The organism is Kribbella sp. NPDC056861 (assembly GCF_040687575.1).
In the GTDB taxonomy this organism is placed as follows: Bacteria; Actinomycetota; Actinomycetes; order Propionibacteriales; family Kribbellaceae; genus Kribbella.
This window is the reverse complement of the sequence record NZ_JBFBNQ010000012.1, coordinates 1-24,693: the sequence shown is the minus strand read 5'-3', so window position 1 is coordinate 24,693 and position 24,693 is coordinate 1. Positions and strand designations below refer to the sequence as shown.

The following is a 24,693-nucleotide window of genomic DNA, read 5'->3' as shown; positions in this document are numbered from 1 at the left end:
TTACGTTCGATCGCATGAGAGCCATTCAGTTCACCGAGTACGGTCCGCCCAGCGTCCTGCACGTCGCCGAGGTGGCGGAGCCACGAGCTGGAGCGGGGGAGATTCGCGTTGCTGTGCGGGCCTCCGGGGTCTCGCCCGGTGAGACCTACATCCGGTCGGGGCTGCTCCGCGACATGGTGCCGACGACTTTTCCGAGCCGGACCGGGTTCGATGCGGCGGGAGTCGTGGACCAGGTCGGCGACGGCGTCACCGACGTACGGGTCGGGGACGAGGTGTTCGGGATGACGAGCATGACAGGGCGTGCGGCCAACGCGGACTTCGCAGTACTGGCTGCTTGGGCGCCGAAGCCGCCGACCTGGAGTTGGGAGGAGGCGGGCGGCGCCGCGGGAAGCGTCGAGACAGCTACGCGGGTGCTTGATCGGCTGGCCGTTGAGGCTGGACAGACGGTGCTTGTGCAGGGTGCTGCCGGTGCGGTTGGGACCGTTGCGGTTCAGCTCGCGAAGGCTCGTGGAGCGCGGGTGATCGGCACTGCCAGTGAGTCCAACCACGAGTTGCTGCGGTCGCTCGGCGCGGAACCGACGACGTACGGGGAGGGGCTGGTCGAGCGGGTGAAGGAGTTGGCGCCGGACGGCGTCGACGCGGTGTTCGACTGTGCCAGAGGTGCGTTGCCTGACCTGATCGCGATCGCCGGGGATCCGGCGCGGGTGGTGACGATCGCCGACTTCGACGCGGCGGCGCACGGCGTCCACATGTCACACAGCGCGCCGGCCGACGAGACCGGCGAGTCCCTCGGGGCCGGTCCTGATCCGCAGGCGTTCCACGGACTCGCGGACGCAGTGACGCTCGCTGCTGAAGGGCGTCTGCGCGTGCCGGTCGCCGCGGCGTTCCCGTTGGAGGAGGCCGCGGCCGCGCACGAGCTGAGTGAGACCCGCCATGCCCGCGGCAAGATCGTCTTCACACACTGACCGGAGTACAACCGCAGGACTCGCGGTGCATGATCTCCGCCGGGAGGCGGATCGTCTGAGGCGGCGCCTCGCGGTCCGTCATCCGGCGGAGCAGCAGTTGTACTGCGCGGGCGCCGATCGCCGCCGACGGTTGGGCGACCGTCGTCAGGCCGGGGCTGAAGAGATCGGCCCAGGCGAAGTCGTCGAAAGCCGCGAAGGCCATGTCGCGCGGGACCCGGATCCCGGCCGCCTTGAGCGCGCCGAGTACGCCGATCGTCATGTCGTTGTTGCCGGCAAACACCGCGGTCGGCGGTACCGGAAGCTCAAGCAGGGCAAGGGTCGCGCGACGGCCGCCCTCGCTGGTCGAGGCGCCGTCGACGATCAGGGCGGGGTCGATGACGAGGTCGGCGTGCTGGTGGGCGAGCCGGTATCCGCGCAGCCGCTCGGCGCTGGTGGACAGGCCGGAGATACCGGCCACCATCCCGATCCGGCGGTGGCCGGCCGAGATCAGGTGATCGATGACCGCGGCCGTCGACGCCTCGTTCTCGACGCCGACCTGGTCGGCGCGCAGTTCGGGATCGATCCGGTCGACGATCACGTACGGCACCGGATGGTCGCGCAGCAGCGGCAGGGTGAGGTCGCGCCAGCCGTCGGAGGGCGCGATCACCAGCCCTTCGATGTGGTGGGCAAGCATGTTGGCGACGGCGGTCGACTCGTGCCGGGCGTCGTCGCGGGTGTCGACGATGATCAGGTTCAGCCCCGCGCGGGTGGCCTCGCCGTCGATGCCCTGGACCAGCTCGACCCAGTACGGGTTGGAGGCAGCCGTCAGCGCCAGACCGATGGTCTGGTTGGAGCCGGCCGACAGCGACCGCGCGATCGGGCGGTGCTGGTAGCCGAGCAGGAGCATCGCCCGCTGCACCTTCTCCCGGGTGGCGGGGGCGACCAGACGGGTGCCGTTGATGACATGAGAGACAGTGCTCACCGATACGCCCGCGCTGTGGGCGACCTCGGTCATGGTGACCATCCGTCGAATGATCGTCGCTCACCGTGCTTTGCGCAACCCTTTGCGCAAAGGCTGCGGGTGATTCCGGGGCAGGCCTAACTTCGCTCAAACGAGCGGACCTCACTTCGCTCGCCGAACCTCCGCCCGGGTTCGCCGTTTTCGCCGTGCCTGCCCGGGCGTCCCGACCCCGGAGGGCAGAGCCGTGGCACTGAAGCTTCTTCCCACGACGAAGGCAAGCAGGACGCTGCCGGTCGCAGTACTGGCGTTGTGTCTGGCCACCACCACCGCGTGCACGCAGACCAAGTCGGGCGGCGGTGACAGCGCGGGCAGCGACGGCCCGGTCAAGATCGGCCTGGTCACCAAGACCGACACCAACCCGTACTTCGTGAAGCTGCGCGAGTCCGCGAAGGCGGCGGCCGAGGCCAAGGGCGCGACGCTGATCGCGGTGGCCGGCAAGTTCGACGGCGACAACGAGGGGCAGGTCAGCGCGATCGAGAACCTGGTCCAGCAGGGTGTGAAGGGCATCCTGATCACGCCGAGCAACTCGACCGGCATCCTCGGGGCGCTGAAACAGGCCAAGGACAAGGGCATCCTGGTGGTTGCCCTCGACACCGAGACCGATCCCAAGGACGCCGTCGACGCGACGTACGCGACGAACAACGTGACGGCCGGCGAGCTGCAGGGCAAGTACGTCAAGGCGACGCTCGGCTCGACGCCGCCGAAGCTGCTGCTGATGGACGGCTCGCCCGGTGGCACGGTGGACGAGCAACGGCATCGTGGGTTTCTGCAGGGGATGGGCCTGAAGTACGGCGACCCGGCGATCCTCGGAGCGGCGCCGACGAACGGCGACCAGAACAAGGCGCAGGCGGCGATGGAGAACCTGCTCCAGCGGGACGCTTCTGTCAACGCTGTCTACACGTTGAACGAACCGGCGGCTCGGGGTGCGGTGGCGGCGCTGACCGCGAAGGGTCTGGCGGGGAAGGTTGCTGTCGGGTCCATCGATGGTGGCTGTCAGGGTGTGGCTGACGTCAAGGCCGGGAAGTACCTGGTGACGGTGATGCAGTTCCCGAAGAAGATGGCCGAGCAGGGTGTCGACGCGGTGGTTGCCTTCAGCAAAGACGGCACCAAGCCCAGCGGCTTCCAGGACACCGGCGCCCAGCTGATCACCGACAAACCGCTGCCCGGCCTGGACTCCAAGGACACCACCTGGGGCGCCCAGAACTGCTGGGGCTGAGATGAGCACCTCAGCTCCAGGCAAGCGCCCCTCCGCTCCCACTCCACCAACTCCCGCGCCCCGCGCCGGAGGCGCGGGGCGCGGGAGTTGGGCGGGTGATGCGATGCTGCACAATCCAGCGCTCGGGCCGTTGGCTGCCTTGATCGTTGCCATCTTGGTCTTCGGCCTCACCACCAGCACCTTCCTCACCGTCGACAACCTCTCGTTGGTGGTGCAGCAGTCGCTGGTGGTCGCGACCTTGGCGCTCGGCCAGACCCTGATCGTGCTGACCGGTGGCATCGACCTGGCGAACGCCGCGATCATGGTGCTCGGCACGATGTTGTTCGCCCGGCTGGTGATCGGCGGGACCTCGCCAGGTCTCGCGTTGCTGGCCGGGTTCCTCGTCTGCGCGGTGCTCGGCGCGGTCTCCGGTGGGCTGGTGACGTGGCTCAACCTGCCGCCGTTCATCGTCACGCTCGGCATGCTCACCGTCGTGCTGGCCCTCGGCCGCCTGTACTCCGAGGGCAACTCCTACCCGGTCACCGACGACGTGCTCGGGCTGCTCGGGCAGGGCGGCTACCTGTTCGGCCAGGTGAAGGTCACGCACGGGATGACGCTGGCCGTGCTGATGTTCGCGATCACCTGGTACGCGCTCACCAAGACCGCCTGGGGCAAACATGTCTATGCCCTCGGCAACGACCCGGAGGCCGCCCGGCTGACCGGTATCCATGTCGGCCGGACGCGCTTCAGCGTCTACCTGATCGCCGGCGTGATCTACGCGTTCGCCGCCTGGCAAGCGCTCGGCCGGATCCCCAACGCCGACCCGAACGCCTTCCAGACCGGCAACCTGGACAGCATCACCGCCGTCGTGATCGGCGGCACCAGCCTCTTCGGCGGCCGCGGCAGCGTGCTCGGCACAGTCGTCGGCGCGCTGATCGTCGCCGTACTGCGCAGCGGCCTCACCCAGGCCGGCATCGACAGCCTCTACCAGGACGTCGCCACCGGCGTACTCGTGATCGCCGCGGTCGCCTTCGACCAGCTCGCCCGCCGGAGGTCACGATGACCACCCCCGCACTGCAAGCCCGCGGCCTGGTCAAACGGTACGGCCGGGTCACCGCGATCGACGGCGCCGACTTCGACCTGTACGCCGGTGAGGTGCTCGCCGTGGTCGGCGACAACGGCGCCGGCAAGTCGAGCCTCATCAAAGCCCTCTCAGGTGCCCTGATCCCGGACGCCGGCACCGTCCTGCTCGACGGCAAGGAGACCAGGTTCCACTCGCCGCTGGAGGCACGCCAGGCTGGGATCGAGACGGTCCACCAAACCCTCGCGCTGGCCCCGGCGATGGATATCGCGACCAACCTCTTCCTCGGTCGCGAACTCCGCAGAAACGGGCCGGCAGGTTCCGTACTGCGCCTGCTGGACCGCAAGACCATGCGCCGCCAGGCGCAGGAGCAACTGGATGCCCTCGGCATCGAGACCGTTCAGCACATCGGCCAGATCGTGGAGACCCTGTCCGGCGGCCAGCGGCAAGCCGTCGCGGTCGCCAGAGCAGCCATGTTCGGCAGCCGGCTGGTCATCATGGACGAACCGACCGCCGCCCTCGGCGTCAAGGAGTCCCGGCTCGTCATCGACCTGATCCGCCGGATCCGCGACCGCGGCCTGCCGGTGGTGCTGATCAGTCACGACATGCCACAGGTGTTCGAGCTCGCCGACCGCATCCACGTCCACCGACTCGGGCGAAGGGCCGCCGTGGTCAGCCCGGCCGACGCCTCGATGAGCCAGGTGGTCTCCCTGATGACCGGCGCGCTGCAGCCCGACGACGAGGGCGCGCCATCGAACCTTGTGGGGGAGCGGGACCGATGATCAGATCACTGGTGATGGCCATGACCTTGGTGGGAGTGTTGGGCGTGCAGGACACCACAGCTGTCGAGTATCCGGACTTTCCGTACCCCGTGACGAACTACCAGGAGGACAACCGGGGCCAGTTCCATTTCAGCTCGCGCGGCGGCTGGATGAACGACGTGAACGCCCCGCTGTACTACCGCGGCGTCTATCACCTCTACTACCAGCACAACCCGCACGGCCTGGCCTGGGACACCATGCACTGGGGCCACGCCACCAGCACCGACCTGGTGCACTGGCAGCAGAAGCCACTCGCCTTGGATCCGGACGTCCATCCAGGTGATCTCTGGTCCGGCGGCGGCGTGGTCGACACCGGTAACGTCACCGGCCTGAAGGCCGGCGACCACGACCCGATCGTCGTGTACTCCGGCACCAACGGCGTCCAGGTCTTCTACAGCCTGGACGGCGGCAACACCTTCAAGACGTTTGCCGACGGCAAGAAGGTGGTGAAGCCGAACGCACAGACCAGCCGCGATCCGAAGGTGTTCTGGGATCCCGTCGCCAAGCACTGGGGCATGGTCGTCTGGTCCGACCAGGGCGGTAACGGCGCCGACTTCTACACGTCCACGAACCTGCTCGACTGGACCTTCGGCTCGCGGTACCAGGCCGACTGGCTGTTCGAGTGCCCGGACATGGTCCGGATGCGACTCGGCAACGGCTACAAGTGGGTGCTGAGCGACGGCAGCGGCGAGTACGTCGTCGGCGACTTCGACGGCACCACCTTCCATCCCGGCTCACCGATCCCGCAGAAGATCAACCAGACCACCACGTACGCCGGGAGCAGCTACTACGCGGCGCTGACCTTCGCCAACCTGCCGACCCCTGACCGGGTCGTCTCGATGGCCTGGCAAGGCGAGAACTACGGCACGGTCTGGACCGGAAACGCGACCTTCCCGGTCGATCAGCGGCTGAAGCAAACGCCCGACGGTCCGCGCGTGGTGAGCACCCCGGTCCCCGAGATCGCGACAGCGAGGGTCGGCACCCAGAGCTGGCACGATCAAACGCTCGACAGCCGGAGCGCGAAGAAGTTGCTGGCCGGCGTCAAGGCCGGCACCTACGAGCTGGAAGCGACGGTCGACGTACGGCAGGCCAAGAAGTTCGGGGTCCGCCTGCATACCAGCCCGGACGGCTGGTTCGACCGTGAGGTGGTCTACGACGCGACCGCGCAAACCCTCGACGGTACTGCGCTGAAACCCGACCGCGGCAAGGTGAAGCTCCGGCTGCTGGTGGATCGCGGTCAGCTCGAGGTGTTCGGCAACGACGGTGAGGTCTACCAGAGCCACAACGTCAACTTCGACAGCCTGCCGGGTGGCGACGGGATCGAGCTGTTCGTCGACGGCAAGGTCAAGCTCGAGTCGCTCGAGCTGCACGAGCTCGGCTCGATCTGGAAGACGCCAGGACAGTCCACGCTGGTCACCAACATTCCCGGCCAGTGGTATCCGGCCAGCGGCAACTGGACAGACGTTGCCGGTGGCAAGCAGGGTCAGGCGGGCGGAGACGCCTTCTATCTCAGCAAGGCGAGTGGCGCCGACTTCACGCTGGAAGGTGATGTCAAGCTCACTTCAGGTACGGCGGCTGCACTCACCTTCCGCGCGAACAAGGACGCGAGTCGGCACTACACGGCGAACCTCGACGCGGAGGCCGGCGTGGTCAAGCTCTGGCGCCCGGGACGCGATATCGCCACCAAGCCGCTGGCGATCGAGCGAGGCCGCAGCTACCACTTCAAGGTCACCGCGGCAGGCTCATCACTCAAGGTCTGGGTCGACGGGGCACTGATGATCGACGCCGTCGACAGCGAGCAGGCTGCTGGTCAGTTCGGCGTCAACGTCTTCCGCGGTACCGGGGTTTTCCAGAATCTTCACCTGAGCTAACGGCTAGTAAGTTTGATCAAACTAGGGGAAGGTGGCAGCCAGACGGGGCGATAATTGGGGAAGGATCGTTCGCGTGGATGTGCTTGCTGTTCCTGACGACGAGCTGGACGACCTGCGGTCGCGGCTGCGGCGGACGCGGTGGGGGACGAGCTGGCCGGGTGCCGGGTGGGAGGCCGGCGCCGACGGCGGTGAACTGCGCAGACTGGTGGAGTACTGGGCCGACGGGTTCGACTGGCGCGAGCACGAGAAGTCCGTGAACGCGTTGCCCTCGCACTTCGCCGACCTGGACGGCGTACCGGTGCACTACCTGCGGTACGACGGTGAGCAGCCCGGCGCGTTGCCGATCGTGCTGACACACGGCTGGCCGAGCTCGGTGCTGGAACTGACCGAGTTGGCGCAGCGGCTCGCCACGCCCTCGCAGTACGGGGGAGCGGCGGCGGACTCGTTCACCGTGATCGTGCCTTCGCTGCCCGGGTTCGCGTTCTCTCCGCAGCGGCCATCGTTGCCACCGGCAACCGAGACGCACGAGCTGTGGCACCGGCTGATGCACGACGAGCTGGGCTTCGAGCGGTACGGCGCGCACGGTGGTGACCTGGGCGCCGGTGTCAGCGCGCTGCTCGGGCAGCGGTATCCCGAGTCGGTGGTCGGGATCCACGTGCTCGCGGTCGCGAACCCGGCGAAGTACGAGCTGGACGAGGTGACCCCGGAGGAGCAGTCCTACCTGGACGCCGAAGCCGAGTGGTTCGCCGAGGAGGGTGGCTACGAGCACGAGCAGATGACCCGTCCGGCCACCTTGAGCGCCGGCCTGTCGGACTCCCCGGCTGGGTTGCTGGCCTGGCTCCTGGAGAAGTACCGCGCCTGGACCGACTGCGACGGCGACCTCAGCAGCCGGTTCAGCGACGACTTCATCCTGACCCAGGCCTCGCTGTACTGGTTCACGAACTCGATCTCGACCTCGTTCCGCCCGTACTACGAATTCCACCGCGGCCTGCGCGAGAAGGTCACCGCGGTGACCGTGCCGACCGCGATCGCGGTCTTCCCCGAAGACCTGGTCCGGCCGCCGAGGAGCTGGGCAGCGCGCACCTACAAGGTCACCCGCTACACGGCGATGCCGCGCGGCGGCCACTTCGCCGCCTGGGAAGAGCCCGAACTGCTGGCCGACGACCTGATCGCCTTCTTCCGCAACCTCCGCTAGCGCTCAGCGGGCGATGGCGGCAGTCCGGGCCGCGGTGATCTCGATCAGGTCGGCGGGGGCGAGGCCCAGGTCCAGGCCACGGCGGCCGCCCGAGACGTAGACGGTCTCGTGGCCGGCCGCCGTCTCGTCAACGACTGTGGGGAGTAGGCGCTTCTGGCCGATCGGGCTGATGCCGCCGACGACGTAGCCAGTGCTGCGCTCGGCCGCGGCGGGGTCGGCCATGGTCGCCTTCTTGCCGTTCAGCGCGGCGGCGACTGCCTTCAGATCCAGTTGCTTGTCGACCGGCACGACACCGACCGACAACTTGCCGTCCACCTCGACGAGCAGGGTCTTGAAGACCTGCTCAGGCTGGAGTCCGAGCGCCTCCGCGGCTTCCAGCCCGTACGACTTGGCCGCCGGATCGTGCTCGTAGGCGTGGGTCGTGAACGTCACGCCAGCCTTCGTCAACGCGACCGTCGCCGGGGTGCCCTGCCCACTCTGCTTGCTCTTCGCCACGCCTGAACCCTACGACGAAGGCAACAGCGTCAGGCGCACGCAGCAGTGGGCGGGTTGAGGCTCGAGGACGGCCTGCAGCCCGGTGTCGCCCAGCCCGTCGAGCAAACCGCCGAGAAGCTGCAGCGTCATGCTGCAGACGAGCGCGGGGTGGGTCTTGGCCAGCGCCTTGAACGGGCAGTTGGCGAGGTCGAAAGCCGCGCCGGTACTTCGTGGCTCGAACCCGTGCGCCTGCAGCACCTCAGCGAGCGGCGTACCGGGGTGGTCGCGGGCGACGGATTCGCCGTACTCGTGGGCTCGGTGCGCCAGCGCGCGGCGGGGTGAGCCGCCCGAGGCTTCGGCGTCCTCCAGAGCAGCTGCGAGCAGGTGGCCGGCGACGTCGTACTGGCGCTCGGGGAGAGATACCCCGATGTCGTGGTCCGAGCGTCGGTAGAGCTTGGCCGGACGGCCGGCGCCTGGCCCGGTCCGGCCGGTACGACGTTCGAAGACGACCGCGAGCAGGCCCTCGCCGACGAGCCGGTCGAGGTGGAAGGCGGCGGTGGTGCGGGGGATGCCGACGACCTCGGCGGCCTGTTCGCGGCTGACCGGCGAGGGCTCGGCGACGACGTGGTCGTAGAGGCGTCGCCGAGTGGGTTCGTCGAGGGCGGCTACCGCTTGGATGCTCGCCTCGGTGTCCACGCAATGATTCTATCGACAACCTCGATTGGCGAAATAGTAGAGTTACTTTGATGGTCAACTTTCTCGAAGTGGGGGGCGCTGGATGACGACGATCCGAACGGAACTCGAGCCGGTGGCGTTACATGTGGTCGGCGGACGGCCGGAGATCGACCTAGCGGCGGCCGAGCGGGCGGTGGCCGACCTGCTGGTGGCGCTCGGGCGGGACCCGCGCAGCGCGCACCTGGCGGACACGCCGAAGCGGGTGGCGCACGCGTACGCCGAGATGCTGACGCCGCGGGAGTTCGAGCTGACCACGTTCCCCAACGACGAGGGGTACGACGAGCTGGTGCTGGCCCGGAACATCCCGGTCCAGTCGCTGTGCGAGCACCACATGCTGCCGTTCCACGGCGTCGCGCACGTCGGCTACCTGCCGGGTGAGCGGATCCTCGGGCTGTCCAAGCTGGCCCGCGTGGTGGAGCTGTTCGCGCGCGACCTGCAGGTGCAGGAGCGGCTGACCAAGCAGGTCGCCGACTGGCTGCAGGACCACCTCGCGCCGAAGGGCGTGGGCGTGGTGATCGAGGCCGAGCACCAGTGCATGTCGTTGCGCGGCGTCCGGGCGATCGGCTCGAAGACGGTCACCTCGGCGCTGCACGGCATGCTCCGCGAGAGTCCCGGCTCGCGCCAGGAGTTCTTCAGCCTCACCGGGATCTCGGCGACCTGAAGCCCCTACCGGTCAGGCGGTGGCCACGGCCGGTGGGTGGTGGGTGTGCCGGCCGGTCGCCAGGATGTGCGCGACCTCGCCCGGCAACAGGTCGGTGCCGGGGACGGTCTCCATCTCGGAGACGTCGAGCCAGCGGACCACGGTCGAGCCGCAGTGGCCGTGCACGGCGAGGATGGAGTCGAGGTCCGGCCAGACCGCGGTGGACGGGTTCTGGCCGTGCCAGCGCAGCGCCACTGATCCGTCGGTGAAGACGCATCCTTCGGCGACCGTGCCGGTGCCGGAGACACCGGAGACATCGGCGTACCGGACGAGTTCGAAGGTCTGGGGTTTCACCGCCGGACCTCTTCGGTCCTTGCGGTGCTGGTCCGCGGGCTGTTGCTGACTGGTTTGCTGGGATGGCCTGAGGGAGTAGCCATGGTCCTTTCCCCGGATGTCGGCGTGGTTCAGGGCATTCGCCACAGACCGGGGACCGGCACGGAACGTCAGCGGGGAAGGACGGTCTGTAGCGATTCGTACACTGCAAATCAAGGTAGAACCAACTGGGCGCAGGCGCCAGAGGTCATTGGGCGTGTCTCATTCTTCGATCTCTCCGGCCGGCAAATGGAGCGCCGGAAGGACGCCGGGCGTGATCGAATACGGACGTGTTCCTGACCATCGCCACGCGCTCCGACGCTCCGGAAAGCCCCGCCACCGATCTCGGATTCCTGCTGCACAAGAATCCGGCCCGACCCCAGTCGCTGGAGGTCGCGGGTGGCACAGCGCATGTGATCTACCCGGAGGCGACGGCCGAACGCTGCACGGCGGCGGTGCTGCTCGAGGTCGACCCGATCGCGCTGGTGCGCTCCAGCAAGGGGCGAGCGGCGGAGGGGTTCACCCTCGGGCAGTACGTGAACGACCGCCCGTACGCCGCCTCCAGCCTGCTCGCGGTCGCGCTCGGCAAACTGTTCCGTACTGCGATGAACGGCCGCTGCGACGCCCGTCCCGAGCTCGCCGCCACCGCGATCCCGCTGGAACTGCACGTCCCTGCCCTGCCGTGCCGAGGCGGCGTCGCTCTCGCGGAGCGCTTCTTCGGCCCACTCGGCTGGACGGTTGACGCCCGCCCGATCCCGCTCGACCCGGAGATCCCGGCGTGGGGCGACTCGCGGTACGTCGATCTCCGTTTGAGCGGGACGCTCCGTCTGGCTGACGCGCTCAACCACCTCTACGTGCTCCTGCCGGTCCTGGACGACACCAAGCACTACTGGGTCGGCGACGACGAGATCGAGAAGCTCCTCCGCGCCGGCGACGGCTGGCTGGCGGCGCACCCGGACAAGGAGCTGATCTCCCGCCGGTATCTGGCGCACCGCCGCAATCTCACCGACACCGCGTTGGAGCGTTTGACCGAAGCCGACGGCGATGTCATCGAGGAGGAGCCGGCTCTTGAGGTTGGCGATGACCTACCACCTTCTCTGGCGGTGCAGCGGCGAGAGAAAGTGCTGGAGGTGCTTCGAGAGATCGGCGGGCAACGGGTCGGCGATCTCGGCTGTGGTGAAGGCGTGCTGGTCGCCGAGTTGCTGAAGGACGGTCGCTACGACCAGGTGGTGGCAACCGACGTGTCTTCGAGGGCTCTCGGGTACGCCGAGAAGCGGCTCCACGTCGCCGACATGTCCGACCGGCAGCGCGACCGGCTGAAGCTGTTCCAGTCGTCGGTCACCTACGCCGACGCGCGCCTGACTGGCCTGGACGCCGCCGTGCTGATGGAGGTTATCGAGCACGTTGACCCGCCGCGCCTGCCTGCGCTGGGCCAGGCCGTCTTCGGAGCAGCGCGGCCGGGAGCGGTGGTGGTGACTACGCCCAACTCGGAGTACAACGTGCGGTTCGAGAAGCTGACCGCGGGGGAGTTCCGGCACCCGGATCACCGGTTCGAGTGGACGCGCCAGGAGTTTCGCGACTGGGCCGCGAGTGTCTGTACGGCGTACGGCTACGGCGTCGAGTTCCGCGCAGTCGGGCCCGACGATCCCGACGTCGGACCACCCACCCAACTCGCCCTGTTCACCCGGAAGGAGACCAGCTCATGACGACCATCGGCGTACCGACGCTCAGCCTCGTCGTGCTGGTCGGCGCGAGCGGCTCGGGCAAGTCGACCTTTGCCCGCAAGCACTTCCGCGGTACCGAGGTGATCTCCAGCGACACCTGCCGCGGCCTCGTCTCCGACGACGAGAACGACCAGGCCGCCACCAAGGACGCGTTCGCGGTGCTCAACTTCATCGCGGCCAAGCGGCTCGCCGCCGGCAAGCTGACCGTCATCGACGCGACCAGTGTCCAGCCGGAGGCGCGCAAGGAGCTGGTCGCGCTCGCCCGCGAGTACGACGTGTTGCCGGTGGCAATCGTCCTGGATCCGCCGGAGCAGGTCTGCGTGGCACGGAAGGAGCAGCGTCCTGACCGGCAGTTCGGCAAGCAGGTCGTGGTCCGGCAGCGGTCGCAGCTCCGGCGTGGGCTGAAAAGCCTGAAACGCGAAGGGTTCCGGACCGTTCACGTGCTGTCGACGGTCGAGGAGATCGATGCCGTCAGCATCGAGCGGACCAGACTCTTCAACGACCTGACCGACCAGACCGGCCCGTTCGACATCGTCGGCGACATCCACGGCTGCCGGGCCGAGCTGGAGCAGCTGCTCACCACGCTCGACTACACCATCACTCGCGACGACCAGGGCCGTGCGATCGACGCTCAGCACCCGTCCCGCCGGGCGATCTTCGTCGGCGACCTGGTCGACCGCGGCCCGGACACGCCCGGCGTGCTGCGGCTGGTGATGGGAATGGTTGCCGCCGGCCACGGATATTGCGTGACCGGCAATCACGAGGACAAGCTGCTCCGCTCGATGCGCGGCAAGAAGGTGCGGATCAACCACGGTCTCGCGGAGTCGCTGGAGCAGCTCGCCGAGGAGTCCGAGGAGTTCCGGGCCGAGGCGGCGACGTTCATCGACGGGCTGATCTCGCACTACGTCTTCGACGACGGCAAGCTGGTCGTCTCGCACGCCGGCCTGGTCGAGCGGATGCACGGGCGTACCTCGGGTCGGGTCCGCTCGTTCTGCCTGTACGGCGAAACCACCGGCGAGACCGACGAGTTCGGCCTGCCGATCCGCTACCCGTGGGCCAACGAGTACCGCGGTCGCGCGATGGTCGTCTACGGCCACACGCCGACTCCGGAGCCGGAGTGGATCAACAACACGATCTGCCTCGACACCGGCTGCGTGTTCGGCGGTTCACTGACCGCGCTGCGGTACCCCGAGCGCGAGTTGGTGCAGGTCGCCGCTGCCGAGCAGTACTACAAGCCCGCGAAGCCGCTGCACGTTCCGGCCGCGCCCGAGCGTGAGCCGGATGTCCTCGACATCACCGACGTGGTCGGCCGGCGGGTGATCGAGACCGAGACGCACGGCCGGATCAGCGTCCGGGCCGAGCAGGCCGGCGCCGCGCTGGAGGTGATGAGCCGGTTCGCGATCGATCCGCGGTTCCTGCTCTACCTGCCGCCAACCATGAGCCCGGTCGCGACCTCGCCGATCCCAGGGCTGCTGGAGCACCCGGCGCAGGCGTTCGAGACGTACAAGGGCATGGGCGTCACCGAGCTGGTGTGCGAGGAGAAGCACATGGGCTCGCGCGCCGTCGTACTGCTGACCCGGGATGACGACGTCGCGGAGAAGCGGTTCGGGCTCGCTGGACGAGGTGCCGTGCACACCCGTACCGGGCGCTCGTTCTTCGATGCGGCGTTGACGGACGAGCTGCTACTGCAGTTGCGATCCGTCGCCGAAGAGGCCGGGCTGTTCGACGAGCTGGACACCTCCTGGCTGCTGCTCGACGCCGAGCTGCTGCCGTGGAGCGCGAAGGCCGGCGAGCTGCTCCGCAACCAGTACGCCGCGGTCGGCGCGGCGGCTCGATCTTCGTTGCCTGCTGCAACTGCTGCGCTGGAATCCGCTGCGGCGGCAGGGCTCGACGTGGGGGAGCTGCTCGGCCGGACCCAGCGCCGTACTGCGAACGCGGAGCTGTTCAGCGAGGCCTATCGACGCTACTGCTGGCCGACCGAAGGCTTGGAGGGTGTGCGGGTCGCACCCTTTCAGCTGCTGGCTTCGGAAGGTGCGACGTACGCCGAGAAGCCGCACGCCTGGCACCTCGCGCTGGCCGACCGAATGGTTGCCGCAGGCCCCTCACTGGTCACGCCGACCCGACGGCTCTTTGTCGACCTGTCGAGTTGGGACGAGGGCATCGCCTGGTGGGAGGGGCTGACCGAGGCCGGTGGTGAGGGCATGGTCGTGAAGCCGGCAGCCAACCTGGTCCGAACCGCGAAGGGCCTCGCGCAGCCGGGGCTGAAGGTCCGCGGGCAGGAGTATCTGCGGATCATCTACGGCCCCGACTACACGGAGCCGGAGAACTTCACCCGGCTCCGTGATCGCAAGGTCGGCCACAAGCGGTCGCTGGCGCTGCGCGAGTACGCCGTCGGCCTGGAAGCGCTGGAGCGAGCCGCTCGCGGCGAACCGCTCTGGCGCATCCACGAGTGCGTCTTCGCCGTCTTGGCCCTGGAGTCGGAACCCGTCGACCCGCGACTCTAGACCAGCAACCCGCGGAGGCAGGCCGACGAGATCTTGTCGGCCTCCTCCGCGGTGAGCGGCGCGTGGCCGGTCATCAGCCGGAAGATCAGCGGACCGAACAGCAGGTCCGTCGCAGTCTCCGCGCTGACCTCCGGATCGACCTCGCCCCGATCGAGCGCGCGTTGCCACAGCTCGGCGATCGCGGCTCGCCGTGCGTCCAGGAAGTACTCCCGGAAGTACGGCGAAGCGGCCGGATCGGTGACGCAGGCAGCAAGCAGCTGAGCGAAGACCTTGCCGTGCGGTCCCGCATAGAACGCCGAGACCCGGCGGACCTGCTCGGTCAGGTCGGCGACCGCGTTCCCCTGGTCAGGAAGGGGAATCGCGGCCGCCATCTGCTTGCCGAACGCCTCGGCGGCGATCGCGGTCCGGCACGGCCAGTGCTTGTAGATCGTTGCCTTGCTCACCCCGGACCGGGCGCTGACCGCATCGACGGTTGCCGCCGGCAAACCACCTTCGGCCAGCAGCTCCTTGGTTGCGCACAGCACTGAGTCCTTGGCCTTCAGGCTCCGCGGATGCGACGACTGCTCAAGCATCGTCGGTCATTTGATCGCGTCGGTCAGCGCCTGGAACTCCTCGTCGGTCAGTTCGAGCCTGGCCGCCGCGACGTTGTCGTCCAGGTGGCCGACCGAGGAGGTGCCGGGGATCGGCAGGATGTTCGGCGAGCGCTTGAGCAGCCAGGCCAGCGCGAGCTGCGACGGGCTCGCGTCGTGCTCCTTGGCGATCGCGTCGAGCGGGCCACCGGCCTTGGCGAGCTCACCGGTGGCGAGCGGGAACCACGGGACGAACGCGAGCTCGTTCTGCTCGGCGTACTCCAGGACGTCCTCGTCGTCGCGCTGGCTGAGGTTGTAGAGGTTCTGCACCGAGACGATGGTGGCGGTCTTGGCGGCCTCCTTGAGCTCGTCGACGCTGACCTGGGACAGGCCGATGTGCCGGATCTTGCCCTCGGACTGCAGGGCGGCGAGCTCGCCGAGCTGGTCGGCGACCGGGACCTCCGGGTCGATCCGGTGCAGCTGCAGCAGGTCGATCCGCTCGAGCCCGAGGTGCCGCAGGCTGAGCTCGACGGCCTGGCGCAGGTACGCCGGGCGGCCGACCGGGGACCAGGCGCCGGGGCCCTGGCGGGTGAAGCCGGCCTTGGTGGCGATCACCAGGTCGTCGGCGTACGGGTGGAGGGCTTCCTTGAGCAGCAGGTCCGCGGTGAACGGGCCGTACGCGTCGGCGGTGTCGATGAAGTTGACGCCGAGTTCGATCGCGCGCCGCAGCACCCGGACGGCTTCCTTCGGATCGCGGGACTCGCCCCAGACGCCGGGGCCAGGGAGCTGCATGGTGCCGTATCCGAGCCGGCGAACGGTCAGGTCGCCGCCGATCGTGAACTCGCCGGATGCCGCTGCGACTGCTTCGGTCATGATGCATCTCTCCTAAGTGAACTGAACGTACAGTTCACTTTAGCGAGTGTGGCCGAACGCACAAGGGCAACTGGGAGAAAAGTCAGCCGAGCTTGAGCGTGCTCGCCGCGGTGGCGGCGGCCTCGTCGCCGTACGCCGAGGCCAGTCGCTGCAGGAAGGCCGGGCGGTCGAGCGTGTACTCCTGGGTGCCGACCGTCTCCAGGACGGTGGTGGCCAGGGTGCAGCCGATCTGTGCGGCGGCTTCGTGCTCGAGCCCGGCCGCGCGACCGGTCAGGTAGCCGGCCCGGAAGGCGTCGCCGCCGCCGGTCGGGTCGACCAGGCCGGGAGTCGGGACGGCCGGGATCTTCGCCAGAATGCCGTCGGCGTTCTCGATCACCACGCCGTCACCGCCGTGTGTGGTGACCCGGACACCGACCCGGGACAGGATCTCGTCGTGGCTCCAGCCGGTCTTCTGGACCATCAGGCCGGACTCGTACTCGTTGCTGAACAGGTACTGCGCGCCGTCGATCAGCTCGCGGATCTGCTCGCCGTCCATCCGGGCCAGCTGCTGCGACGGGTCGGCCGCGACGTCGATGCCGTTCGCCTTGGCGAGCGCGGTGTGCCGCAGCATTGCGTCCGGGTCGTCCGCGCCGATCAGTACCAGGTCGATGCCATCGGTGGCCGCGTGGATCGCGCCGAGGTCGATCTCCCGGGACTGCGCCATCGCGCCGGTGTAGAACGAGGCGATCTGGTTGGCGTCGAGGTCCGTCGTACAGGTGAAGCGGGCGGTGTGCACGTCCTGGCAGATCCGGACGTGGTCGATGTCGACCCCGGCGGCGGCCAGCGCCTCGCCGTACTCGGTGAAGTCCGCGCCGACCGAGCCGACCAGCAGCGACGACTGGCCGAGCTGCGCCATCCCGTAGCAGATGTTGGCGGCGACGCCACCGCGGTGGACCACCAGCTCGTCGACCAGGAACGACAGCGAGACCTTGTGCATCTGCTCTTCGAGGAACTGGTCCTTGAACCGTCCGGGGAACGTCATCAGGATGTCGGTCGCGATCGATCCGGCAACGGCGATGCGCATGGAGAGGGCTCCTCGGAGGGGTCGGTGTCAGGCGGTTGGACAACCCGTAGAGACTACAGGCGAGACATTGGCGACGTTCGGATTGGCGGGTTTCGATGGGTAGTCAGGTTCTGGTCACCGATGAACTGCACGAGTACATGGTCGCGCACGGAATGCCGTTGGACGAGATCGCGAGCGAACTGGTCACCGAGACGCAGGCCCTGGGCGGCGTCTCGGAGATGCTCACCACCGCCGACCAGGCGGCGCTGCTGACCACGCTGACCCGGCTGGTGGGAGCCCGGCGCGCGGTCGAGATCGGCACCTTCACCGGCTTCTCGGCGCTGGCGATCTCCCGCGGCCTGCCGGCCGACGGCGAGCTGATCTGCCTCGACGTGAGCGACGAGTGGACCTCGATCGGCCGTCGGTACTGGGAGCGGGCCGGGGTCGCGGAGAAGATCGACCTGCGGATCGGCGACGCGCACGAGTCGGCGGCGAAGCTCGAGGGCGAGTTCGACCTGGCCTTCGTGGACGCCGAGAAGCCGGGCTACATCGACTACTTCGAGCAGCTGGTGCCGAAGCTGCGGCCGAACGGCCTGCTGCTGTTCGACAACACCCTGGCCGGTGGCCGGGTGGTCGGCGAGCAGGAGGGCGAGGACGACCCGGTCGACCGCAAGGAGTTCAACGCCCATGTCGCCGCGGACGACCGCGTCGACGTGGTGATCCTCGGGATCGGCGACGGGCTCACCCTGGTCCGGAAGCGGTGACCAAGGCAGCTCCCCGGCTGGCGGTCAAAGGTCTTCGGCACCTGTACGCCGAACGCCCGGTGATCGAGGACCTCACCTTCACCCTGCGGGCCGGCCGGGCGATCGCCCTGGTCGGCCCCAACGGGGCCGGCAAGACGACCGTGCTCAAGTGCATCGTGGGCTCGGCCGAGCCGGCCGCCGGGGAGATCCTGCTGGACGGCGTACCGATCGACGAGCGGGTCGAGACGGTACGCCGTGATGTCGCCTCGCTGCTCGACGACCTCGACTTCTTCCCGGACCTGACCGCGGCCGAGCATCTCGACCTGCTGGCCCGCGCGCACGGCAACGCGGAGCCGGAGGACCTGGTCGACACGATTCTCGACGACGTCGGACTGCTCAACGCCGCCGACCAGCTCCCGGGGTCGCTGTCGTCAGGTCAGCGGCGGCGGCTCGCGCTGGCGACCGCGCTGGTCCGGCCGCGCAAGCTGCTGGTGCTCGACGAGCCCGAGGCGCGGCTCGACTCCGCGGGTGTCGCCTGGCTCGCCGAGATGCTGATCGCGGAGAAGAAGTCCGGCACCTCGATCCTGTTCGCCAGTCACGACGCGGCGCTGGTGGACGCCGTCGCCGACGAGACCGTCGCTCTCACCCCGCTGCCATGAGCGCCCGATGAGTGCCACCGACGGCCCGGTCGTCTTCGACCCGCGCGACTTCGGCGCGATCCCGGCGTCCCGGGTGCTGCGGAAGTGGATGCGCAAGGTCCGGCGGGGCAAGGCGGACCGCACCCTCGCGCAGCAGTTCGAGGACATCTACCTGATCGTCTTCTCGGTCGCCATGCTCGGCGCGACCGGCGGCAACGTGCTGCTGAACCTCAACGACAGGTCAGCAGCCTGTACGTCGGGCTCCTGCTCCTGGCTGCTCGACACGGTGCCCTACATCCTGGTGCCGCTGCTCGTCTCCACGATGCTCCGAGTGCTGCTGAGCATCGGCCCGGTCTCCGCCTCACGGGCGACCGGCTTCTGGCTGCTGGCGACACCAGTGGATCGCGCCTCGCTGCTGCGGCCGTCGTACCGGCTGGTGGTGGTCGTTGCGGCTCTGGTCGGAGCGATGGCGGCGGTGATCGGCTGGGCGCTCTTCGGCGCTACCTGGTCGACCGTCGGCGAGGCCGCTGTGCTCACTACGGTCCTGCTGCTGTTTACGACCTGTGCCACGGTCTGGGCGCAGCAGACGGCAGAGCGCTCCCGCTGGGCTCTGCGAGTAGCCGACGGACTGCTGGTCCTCGCAGCCATCCCCGCCCTGCTCCTGGCCTTCCGCCAGCAGCCCGAGGCAGGCACAACCACCGAGACTTTAGGCATCCTCTCCATCAGTGACGTGCAGGAGCCAGGCTTCCTCGCCGCCAACCTACGGCTGCTGGTGGTTGGGGCCTTGGGGCTTCTGTTGGCTGTTGTGTTCGTAGCCCTCACCAGCCGCACCCTCGGCAAACTCAGCCGCCAAACCGCCATCGCCGGCGGCGACCTCCTGGCAGGCCTGGCAGGCGCCGCAATCACCCTCGACGTCAGCCTGCTCGCCGACGTAGTAGCAGGCCGCCACTGGCGCCTCAAAGGCCGCCTGAACTCCCGCCGAGGCCGCGGCTCCACCGGCGTCGCCATGATCCACCGCGAGTTCCTCCGAGTACTGCGCTGGCCCCGCCGCCTGGTGATCGCCTTCGCCCTACTCGTAGTCCCCTACGCCGTCGCCGGCACCGGGTACGACGTATTGGTGCCCATCGCCGCAGGCCTGGCCGGGTTCGGCGCAGTACGCCCGCTGATGGACGGCCTGCGATCGGTCTGCCGCTCGACCGGACTCGTCCGAGCACTGGGCATGGATCTCCGCGAGCTGCGAGTGATCATGTCCGTAGTACCGGGTGGGTTTGCTGCCTTGTGGGCAACCCTGGCCGGGCCTGCGCTCGGCAGCCCGGCAGTGGCGTTCGCCGTCGCGGCAGGGATGCTCACGGGCGCTGTCCGGCAAGCATCAGCCCGGCCGCCGACGTACAGCGGACCGCTGGTCGCGTCGCCGATGGGCGCCATCCCACCGGGACTGTTCTCGACCCCGATCCGCGGCTTCGATCTCCTGCTGCTCTGCCTCGCGCCGGTCCTGCTGGGGCTGGGTGACATCTGGGTCGTGACCATCCCGGCGATCATCTGCCTGATCCTCTTCGCCGTCCCCGCCAAGCAGAACTAGGTCACGGTGATCAGACCTCGCTGCAGCAGTTGCCGGAGGCCGTCGGCGGCGTCGCGCTGGGCATAGGCGGCGCCTGGCGTGCCGGAGAGCGCTTCGGCGTATCGGCGCTGGACACCAGCGACGTCCTGGCCGTCGCAGAGCGCGTAGATGGTCCAGAGCTGGACGTTGAGCCAGCCGACGCCAGGGGGCTCTGTAGTCGACAGAGCGAGGCGGCGCTGGCCGGGGAGAGGGATGGACTCGGCGGGAGTCAGGCGGAAGGTGCCGTCAGGTAGGGGCTTGGCCTCTGCGTTGGGCTCACCTGCGGGGCGTCGCGGTGACCAGTTGTCGCGGATACCAGGTGCCAGCTCCTCCAGGATCCCGCCGAGCCAGCCGACGAACTGCAGCCCGTACGGCGTGAGCAGCTGCGGGTTGAGCCGCTCCAACTGCTCCGCGAGGTAGCTGGCCCGAGCCAGGGGAGTGTCGTACGCCGTATCGGTGCCTGGCGTGTGCGGCGAGGTGGCGGCGTTCGCGGGCGGTTCGCCGTACTTGAGGCGCAGCCTGTCGTCCGCGCCGGCTACTGCGGCTTCGAAGAGCGCCATGTGCACATAGACGTGCAGGGCGAACAGTGCGCGTGCCGACGACCACCGCAGTCGACGCCAGGGGATGGGCAGCTCGGAGACGCCGACGGCATCGCCGGTCAGCATGGTGCCGCAGCGGATCACCTCGAAGAGCGTGAGGTGCAGGCCTTCGTGCAGGATCAGGCCGGCCGTGTCCCACGGGTCGCGAAGCCAGTCGGGGCCGAGGAAGATCGTCGACGGCAGCCCGTCACCACCCGACATCGAGAGCAGCGGGCCCTCAGCGGTCTCGTTGCGGGCCAGGCCGACCGCGCCGATGTGATGCAGGACGTTCGGTCCGACGCCTGGCAGCAGCTCGGCCAGCAGGCTGGCGCCCTGTCGTAGGCCGGCCAGATGTGCGGGAGCGGCCTCGATCGGCGCCTCCGCGCTGGGCTCGGGGAAGATGCCGTGGATCAGGGCGTCCATGCGGCGGCCGACCGGGCCGGACTCACGGTCGAAGTCCTGCCAGACGAAGGCGGGGCCGAGGCCGGGCCAGGCTTTGGCGCCGTGACTCGCGAGCTCCTCGGCCGGGCCGCGACCGGTGGACAGGTGGGTCAGCGGCAGGACGTCGGCCAGCGCAGTACCGGTGGTGGTCGAGCGGGTGACTGCTGCGGCCAGGTCGGCCTCGAAGGCGTTGCGTAGTACGGGATCGCGGAGGAACAGGGCCAGGGTTTGGTCGTCCTGGCCGACGAGCTCGGTCGCTGCCACTGCCGGGTTGAGGCGGGCGAGGGTGCTGAGGCCGAGCCGGAGCCGGGCGAGGTTGCGCTCGTCGATGGCTTCCGGGGCGGCGAAGTCCTGGTGTCGCGACAGGGCTCGGTCCACCGAGTCGATCACGTCGGTACGCAGTACGGTCATGGTGGTCCTGTCTGCTGGTGGGCGGGTGTGCCGCGCGGCACCGCTCAGAGCGCCGCGCGACACCTGAGTGAACTACTCAGGACGCCCGGACGGGCCGTTGTAGGGCGGGTACCAGTTGCGCTCGCCCTGCTCGTCCGACGTGACGGACGGGCGCTCGTAGTCGCTCGTCGTCAACAGTTCGATCGGCGCTTCGACCAACGTGGTTGGCATCTGCGTCTCCCTTCGGCGGTGTGACGGAGTCTCCGTCTGACCGCGACGCTAGGCCGCGCCTCACCGCCGTTCAACGCGCTGTCCTCAACCGGCCGTCGAGGTTTCCCCTGCTGTGGAAGGGGTATGGGCGCTCACTCGTGCGACAGCCACTTGCGCTCGATCTCCCGCGGCACGTCGACGTCGAAGTGCCGCGCAAGCAGCAGCAACTGACAGAACACGTCCGCGAACTCCAGCTGGAACCCGTCCCGGATCTCCTCGGCCGTCCGCCCCTTCGTCCGGGCCCGGCCGGTCACCTGCAGGTAGGCCTGGGTCAACTCACCGACCTCCTCCTGCAGCTTGAGCAGGAACCAGTCCCCGTCCCGCTCGATCCCTAGGTGTTCCCCGTAGCGGGCCGACAGCTTCTCTATCCGGTCCGACAGCTCAGTGATCTCCACCGGGTCACCCAATCACCCCCTACCGACACCCAACGCCCTGCAGCCCCTGACGGTTGCAGGGCGCTGGGTGGAAGGGCCCGGCCGACGGGCAGATGCCGGCCGGAGCCCCGTTCAGGAGGTACTACTCAGAAGGTTCTACGGATACTCGTTCCAGGTGCCTTCGTTGTTGGCCGAGTTGGCCGTGCCACCGACGTTGTTGATCACCCGGTTGATCGTCCCGCGGCCACCGAGGGACACGGTGATCATGTTGTGGAACTTGACGCCGGGCTTGTTCGGCACCTCGAACGCCCGCTCGGCCACGATGCTCGCGTCCGAGGTGAAGACGCAGTAGCTGCCGAGCCCCCAGGCCTCGTGCGTGGTGACCGAGTCGGCGACCTTGTACGCCGCGTAGCCGCGGGTCGAGCCGTTCATCCAGGCCGCCTGGTTCGGCGGGTCGTACGGCATCTCGTTCTGGTAGAAGTAGGTCCGGCCGCCGTTGCCGTTCCAGATCGTCTGGTACTTCTGGTAGTGCTCGACGAACAACCCGTACGCCGTAACGTCGTTGCCGTTGACAACCAGTCCGGTGGCCGCGGTGTTCACGTTCCAGCCGACCCCGTCACGGTGGTCGCCACGCCACAGCCACGCGTGGTCGAGGATCACGTTGTTGCTGTTGATCCGCAACGTCTCGGTCGCCTTGCCGACGGCCGAGCCGCCGATCCGGTAGTAGATGTCGTGCAGCGAGGTCGGGTTGGCCGAGTGGTTGGCCGACGAACCCGTCGGGCCGAGCTCCATCAGCAGTGCCGAGTTGGTGGGCGCGGCGTCGATCAGCAGGCCGGCGATCTTCACGCCGTCGACATCGGCGACCGAGATCGACGTGGTGCCGTTGGTCGGCATCAGCGTCGCCAGGCCGAGGCCCAGCACGACCGTGTTCGGCCGGGTGATCCGGATCGAGTCACTGAGCTTGAAGACGCCCGGCGTGAACAGCAGGTTCTTGCCGGCGGCAAGCTGCGCGTTGATCGTCGCAGCGGTGACGCCCGGCTTGGCGATGTAGAACTGGTCGATCGGCAGCGACTCGCCGGCCGGGTTGCCGCCTGTCCAGCTCGGTCCGGCCGTGTTGGCGCGCAGAGCCGGGACGAAGACCTTGTAGTTGCCGGCAGCATCGATGTACAGGTAGGGCTTCTCCCGGATGATCGGGGTCTGCGCGACCTTGGTGTAGCCGGGATCGGGGAAGCCGCCGGCCGGCGCGTTCTGGGCGCCGACGAAGACGTGGTTCCAGTTCTGGCCGGTCCAGCTGCCCCAGTTGGTGTTGCGGGACAGCCACTGCTGTTGGCTGCCCGACCGGACCTGACCGTCGACGAGGGTGTCGGCCATGAAGCCACCGCTGGCCCAGCCGCCGTCGTCCAGGGCGAGGTTGCCCTTGAGGTGCATCCGCCGGTACGCCGATGCCTGGCTGACGGCCCAGCGGTCCAGCCCGCCCGTCGGGTTGACGGTCAGGCCCTCGGCGCCGCGCCAGAAGTTGTGGGTCGCATTCTGCGGCGGGAACCAGTCGGCCTCGACGTGCACGGCGCCGTTGATCGTCACGCTGCTCGGCGTCAGGCCGAGACCGGCGACCTGGGTGAAGAAGCCGACATTGGCGTTGACGTTGTAGGTACCGGGCTTGAACAGCAGCGCGAACCGCTGTTCGCCGTACTGGTTGGTCTCCTGCTGGCTGAAGACCGAGTTCAGCTTGTTCTGGATCGTGCTCTGCGACATCGACGGGTCGAAGATCGACACGTTCGGGCCGAAGTCGGGTTGACCGGCCGGCGGCTCGGTCGGGGGAGTGCCGTCCACGGGGTTGATCCTGAAGGATTGGGCAGCGGTTCCGTTGCAGGTGTACTGCTGCAGTTGAACGCCGTCAGCGGTCGAGGCGGCCGGTACGTCGAGGCACTTGCCGCTGTTGCGGTTGACCAGGCGGTACGCGCCGTCGGCTTCCTCGATCGGCTGCCACTGCTGGTTGAGCCCGCTGCTGTAGGACCACAGCTGGATCGGGGCGCTGTCGGCGGTGGAGACATTCGTGACGTCGAGTGCCTGGGCCGCGTTGTTGAGCGCATTGACCCGGACGTAGCCGTTGGTGGTCGGCTGGAACTGCCACTGCTGGGCGTTACCGCTGTTGCAGGCCTGCTGCTGGACGGCGGTGCCGTTCGCGGTCGCGGCGCCGCGGGCATCGACGCACTTCCCGCTGTTCTTGCTGACCACCGTGTTCCACCCGGTCGGCGAGATGGCGGCGCTGGCATCGGACGAGGAGGCAACGGTCAGACCTGTCGCGACCACCGCGGCCACCAGGGCGGCGGCGATCGCCACGAAGCGGCGTGATCGCGGTGGCGGGCGGAGTGGGGCGTCTCCTGGAGTCATCGACTCTCCTGTGCAGTTTTTCGGGGGCGGGAATGCGCATTCAAAGCTGCGCTCCCTAAGGAAAGCTAACTTCCCTACTTAATTCAAGAGTCAGAGGAAGTCCTGAAGAGTTTCGGAGCGACTCGGTGAAGACGTACTACGAGAAGCAGTCGTCCGGCCGGTACAGCGTCGACGGGCAGGTCTCGGACTGGGTCAAGGTGCCCTACAATG

23 protein-coding genes and 1 pseudogene are annotated in these 24,693 nt (G+C 68.5%); 13 read left to right on the top strand and 11 right to left on the bottom strand.

Annotated features, from left to right (window positions below; translation table 11 throughout):
• Nucleotides 1–14: 14 nt before the first annotated feature.
• Nucleotides 15–965, top strand: a complete 951-nt coding sequence (locus AB0P21_RS40400; RefSeq protein ID WP_363704704.1) for an NADP-dependent oxidoreductase — start codon at nucleotides 15–17, stop codon at nucleotides 963–965.
• Here AB0P21_RS40400 and AB0P21_RS40395 read toward each other — a convergent pair.
• Nucleotides 955–1,968, bottom strand: coding sequence for a LacI family DNA-binding transcriptional regulator (locus tag AB0P21_RS40395; protein WP_363704702.1), 1,014 nt, complete (start codon nucleotides 1,966–1,968; stop codon nucleotides 955–957). The genes AB0P21_RS40400 and AB0P21_RS40395 overlap by 11 nt on opposite strands.
• A 181-nt stretch (nucleotides 1,969–2,149) precedes the next feature.
• Here AB0P21_RS40395 and AB0P21_RS40390 point away from each other — a divergent pair, with 181 nt between their 5' ends.
• The 5 genes from AB0P21_RS40390 to AB0P21_RS40370 all read left to right on the top strand — a co-directional run bounded on the left by AB0P21_RS40390 (nucleotide 2,150) and on the right by AB0P21_RS40370 (nucleotide 8,128).
• On the top strand, nucleotides 2,150–3,181 hold the full coding sequence (locus AB0P21_RS40390; RefSeq protein WP_363704700.1) for a substrate-binding domain-containing protein: 1,032 nt from the start codon (nucleotides 2,150–2,152) through the stop codon (nucleotides 3,179–3,181).
• Between the two features lie 103 nt (nucleotides 3,182–3,284).
• On the top strand, nucleotides 3,285–4,223 hold the full coding sequence (locus tag AB0P21_RS40385; protein ID WP_363704698.1) for an ABC transporter permease: 939 nt from the start codon (nucleotides 3,285–3,287) through the stop codon (nucleotides 4,221–4,223).
• A complete protein-coding gene (locus tag AB0P21_RS40380; protein WP_363704696.1) occupies nucleotides 4,220–5,023 on the top strand; it encodes an ATP-binding cassette domain-containing protein in 804 nt (267 codons plus the stop codon). The genes AB0P21_RS40385 and AB0P21_RS40380 overlap by 4 nt, the downstream gene beginning before the upstream one ends.
• Complete coding sequence (locus tag AB0P21_RS40375; protein WP_363704694.1) at nucleotides 5,020–6,933, top strand: glycoside hydrolase family 32 protein; 1,914 nt, start codon at nucleotides 5,020–5,022, stop codon at nucleotides 6,931–6,933. Before AB0P21_RS40380 ends, AB0P21_RS40375 begins: the two co-directional genes overlap by 4 nt.
• Nucleotides 6,934–7,006: 73 nt before the next feature.
• Nucleotides 7,007–8,128: an epoxide hydrolase family protein gene (locus AB0P21_RS40370; protein ID WP_363704692.1), complete on the top strand. Its 1,122-nt coding sequence runs from the start codon at nucleotides 7,007–7,009 to the stop codon at nucleotides 8,126–8,128.
• A 3-nt stretch (nucleotides 8,129–8,131) separates the two neighbouring features.
• Here the strand turns inward: AB0P21_RS40370 and ybaK are convergent, their stop codons facing one another.
• Together ybaK and AB0P21_RS40360 are read right to left on the bottom strand one after the other, a co-directional pair.
• Nucleotides 8,132–8,623, bottom strand: coding sequence for a Cys-tRNA(Pro) deacylase (gene ybaK / locus AB0P21_RS40365; protein ID WP_363704690.1), 492 nt, complete (start codon nucleotides 8,621–8,623; stop codon nucleotides 8,132–8,134).
• A gap of 9 nt (nucleotides 8,624–8,632) precedes the next feature.
• Nucleotides 8,633–9,298: a helix-turn-helix domain-containing protein gene (locus tag AB0P21_RS40360; RefSeq protein ID WP_363704688.1), complete on the bottom strand. Its 666-nt coding sequence runs from the start codon at nucleotides 9,296–9,298 to the stop codon at nucleotides 8,633–8,635.
• Between the two features lie 82 nt (nucleotides 9,299–9,380).
• On the opposite strand from AB0P21_RS40360, the gene folE reads away from it, so the two are divergent.
• Nucleotides 9,381–9,998: a GTP cyclohydrolase I FolE gene (gene folE, locus AB0P21_RS40355; protein ID WP_363704686.1), complete on the top strand. Its 618-nt coding sequence runs from the start codon at nucleotides 9,381–9,383 to the stop codon at nucleotides 9,996–9,998.
• A 12-nt stretch (nucleotides 9,999–10,010) separates the two neighbouring features.
• Here folE and AB0P21_RS40350 read toward each other — a convergent pair whose 3' ends face one another.
• On the bottom strand, nucleotides 10,011–10,331 hold the full coding sequence (locus AB0P21_RS40350; protein ID WP_363704684.1) for a hypothetical protein: 321 nt from the start codon (nucleotides 10,329–10,331) through the stop codon (nucleotides 10,011–10,013).
• Nucleotides 10,332–10,639: 308 nt separating this feature from the next.
• Between AB0P21_RS40350 and AB0P21_RS40345 the strand changes: the two genes are divergently transcribed.
• Nucleotides 10,640–12,055: a 3' terminal RNA ribose 2'-O-methyltransferase Hen1 gene (locus AB0P21_RS40345; RefSeq protein WP_363704682.1), complete on the top strand. Its 1,416-nt coding sequence runs from the start codon at nucleotides 10,640–10,642 to the stop codon at nucleotides 12,053–12,055.
• Nucleotides 12,052–14,577, top strand: coding sequence for a polynucleotide kinase-phosphatase (locus tag AB0P21_RS40340; protein WP_363704680.1), 2,526 nt, complete (start codon nucleotides 12,052–12,054; stop codon nucleotides 14,575–14,577). The genes AB0P21_RS40345 and AB0P21_RS40340 overlap by 4 nt, the downstream gene beginning before the upstream one ends.
• Here the strand turns inward: AB0P21_RS40340 and AB0P21_RS40335 are convergent.
• The 3 genes from AB0P21_RS40335 to AB0P21_RS40325 form a co-directional block, all read right to left on the bottom strand.
• The gene (locus tag AB0P21_RS40335; protein ID WP_363704679.1) at nucleotides 14,574–15,149 is read right to left on the bottom strand and encodes a TetR/AcrR family transcriptional regulator; all 576 of its coding nucleotides are present in this window, start codon (nucleotides 15,147–15,149) and stop codon (nucleotides 14,574–14,576) included. The two genes, AB0P21_RS40340 and AB0P21_RS40335, sit on opposite strands and share 4 nt — an antisense overlap.
• A gap of 6 nt (nucleotides 15,150–15,155) precedes the next feature.
• Complete coding sequence (locus AB0P21_RS40330) at nucleotides 15,156–16,019, bottom strand: aldo/keto reductase (protein WP_363704677.1); 864 nt, start codon at nucleotides 16,017–16,019, stop codon at nucleotides 15,156–15,158.
• Nucleotides 16,020–16,101: 82 nt separating this feature from the next.
• On the bottom strand, nucleotides 16,102–17,082 hold the full coding sequence (locus AB0P21_RS40325; RefSeq protein WP_363704675.1) for a carbohydrate kinase family protein: 981 nt from the start codon (nucleotides 17,080–17,082) through the stop codon (nucleotides 16,102–16,104).
• A gap of 95 nt (nucleotides 17,083–17,177) precedes the next feature.
• Here AB0P21_RS40325 and AB0P21_RS40320 point away from each other — a divergent pair, with 95 nt between their 5' ends.
• Genes AB0P21_RS40320 through AB0P21_RS40310 form a run of 3 tightly spaced genes read left to right on the top strand, consistent with a single transcriptional unit; the run spans nucleotide 17,178 to nucleotide 20,021 of the window.
• Nucleotides 17,178–17,825 (top strand): class I SAM-dependent methyltransferase, encoded by a 648-nt coding sequence (locus tag AB0P21_RS40320; protein ID WP_363704673.1) that lies wholly within the window; start codon nucleotides 17,178–17,180, stop codon nucleotides 17,823–17,825.
• Nucleotides 17,822–18,463 carry an ABC transporter ATP-binding protein gene (locus AB0P21_RS40315; protein WP_363704671.1) on the top strand — a complete coding sequence of 214 codons (642 nt, stop codon included), beginning with the start codon at nucleotides 17,822–17,824 and terminating at the stop codon, nucleotides 18,461–18,463. The genes AB0P21_RS40320 and AB0P21_RS40315 overlap by 4 nt, the downstream gene beginning before the upstream one ends.
• Before the next feature lie 7 nt (nucleotides 18,464–18,470).
• Complete coding sequence (locus AB0P21_RS40310; RefSeq protein ID WP_363704669.1) at nucleotides 18,471–20,021, top strand: DUF6297 family protein; 1,551 nt, start codon at nucleotides 18,471–18,473, stop codon at nucleotides 20,019–20,021.
• Here the strand turns inward: AB0P21_RS40310 and AB0P21_RS40305 are convergent.
• The 4 genes from AB0P21_RS40305 to AB0P21_RS40290 form a co-directional block, all read right to left on the bottom strand.
• Nucleotides 20,018–21,469: an HEXXH motif-containing putative peptide modification protein gene (locus AB0P21_RS40305; protein ID WP_363704668.1), complete on the bottom strand. Its 1,452-nt coding sequence runs from the start codon at nucleotides 21,467–21,469 to the stop codon at nucleotides 20,018–20,020. The genes AB0P21_RS40310 and AB0P21_RS40305 overlap by 4 nt on opposite strands.
• 72 nt (nucleotides 21,470–21,541) lie before the next feature.
• On the bottom strand, nucleotides 21,542–21,679 hold the full coding sequence (locus AB0P21_RS40300) for a hypothetical protein (protein ID WP_363704666.1): 138 nt from the start codon (nucleotides 21,677–21,679) through the stop codon (nucleotides 21,542–21,544).
• 131 nt (nucleotides 21,680–21,810) lie between these two features.
• Complete coding sequence (locus AB0P21_RS40295) at nucleotides 21,811–22,113, bottom strand: pyrophosphatase (protein ID WP_363704664.1); 303 nt, start codon at nucleotides 22,111–22,113, stop codon at nucleotides 21,811–21,813.
• Nucleotides 22,114–22,248: 135 nt separating this feature from the next.
• Nucleotides 22,249–24,483 (bottom strand): RICIN domain-containing protein, encoded by a 2,235-nt coding sequence (locus AB0P21_RS40290; protein ID WP_363704662.1) that lies wholly within the window; start codon nucleotides 24,481–24,483, stop codon nucleotides 22,249–22,251.
• A 113-nt stretch (nucleotides 24,484–24,596) separates the two neighbouring features.
• Between AB0P21_RS40290 and AB0P21_RS40285 the strand changes: the two are divergent.
• Nucleotides 24,597–24,693: pseudogene (locus AB0P21_RS40285) on the top strand (immune inhibitor A domain-containing protein); the annotation flags it as partial.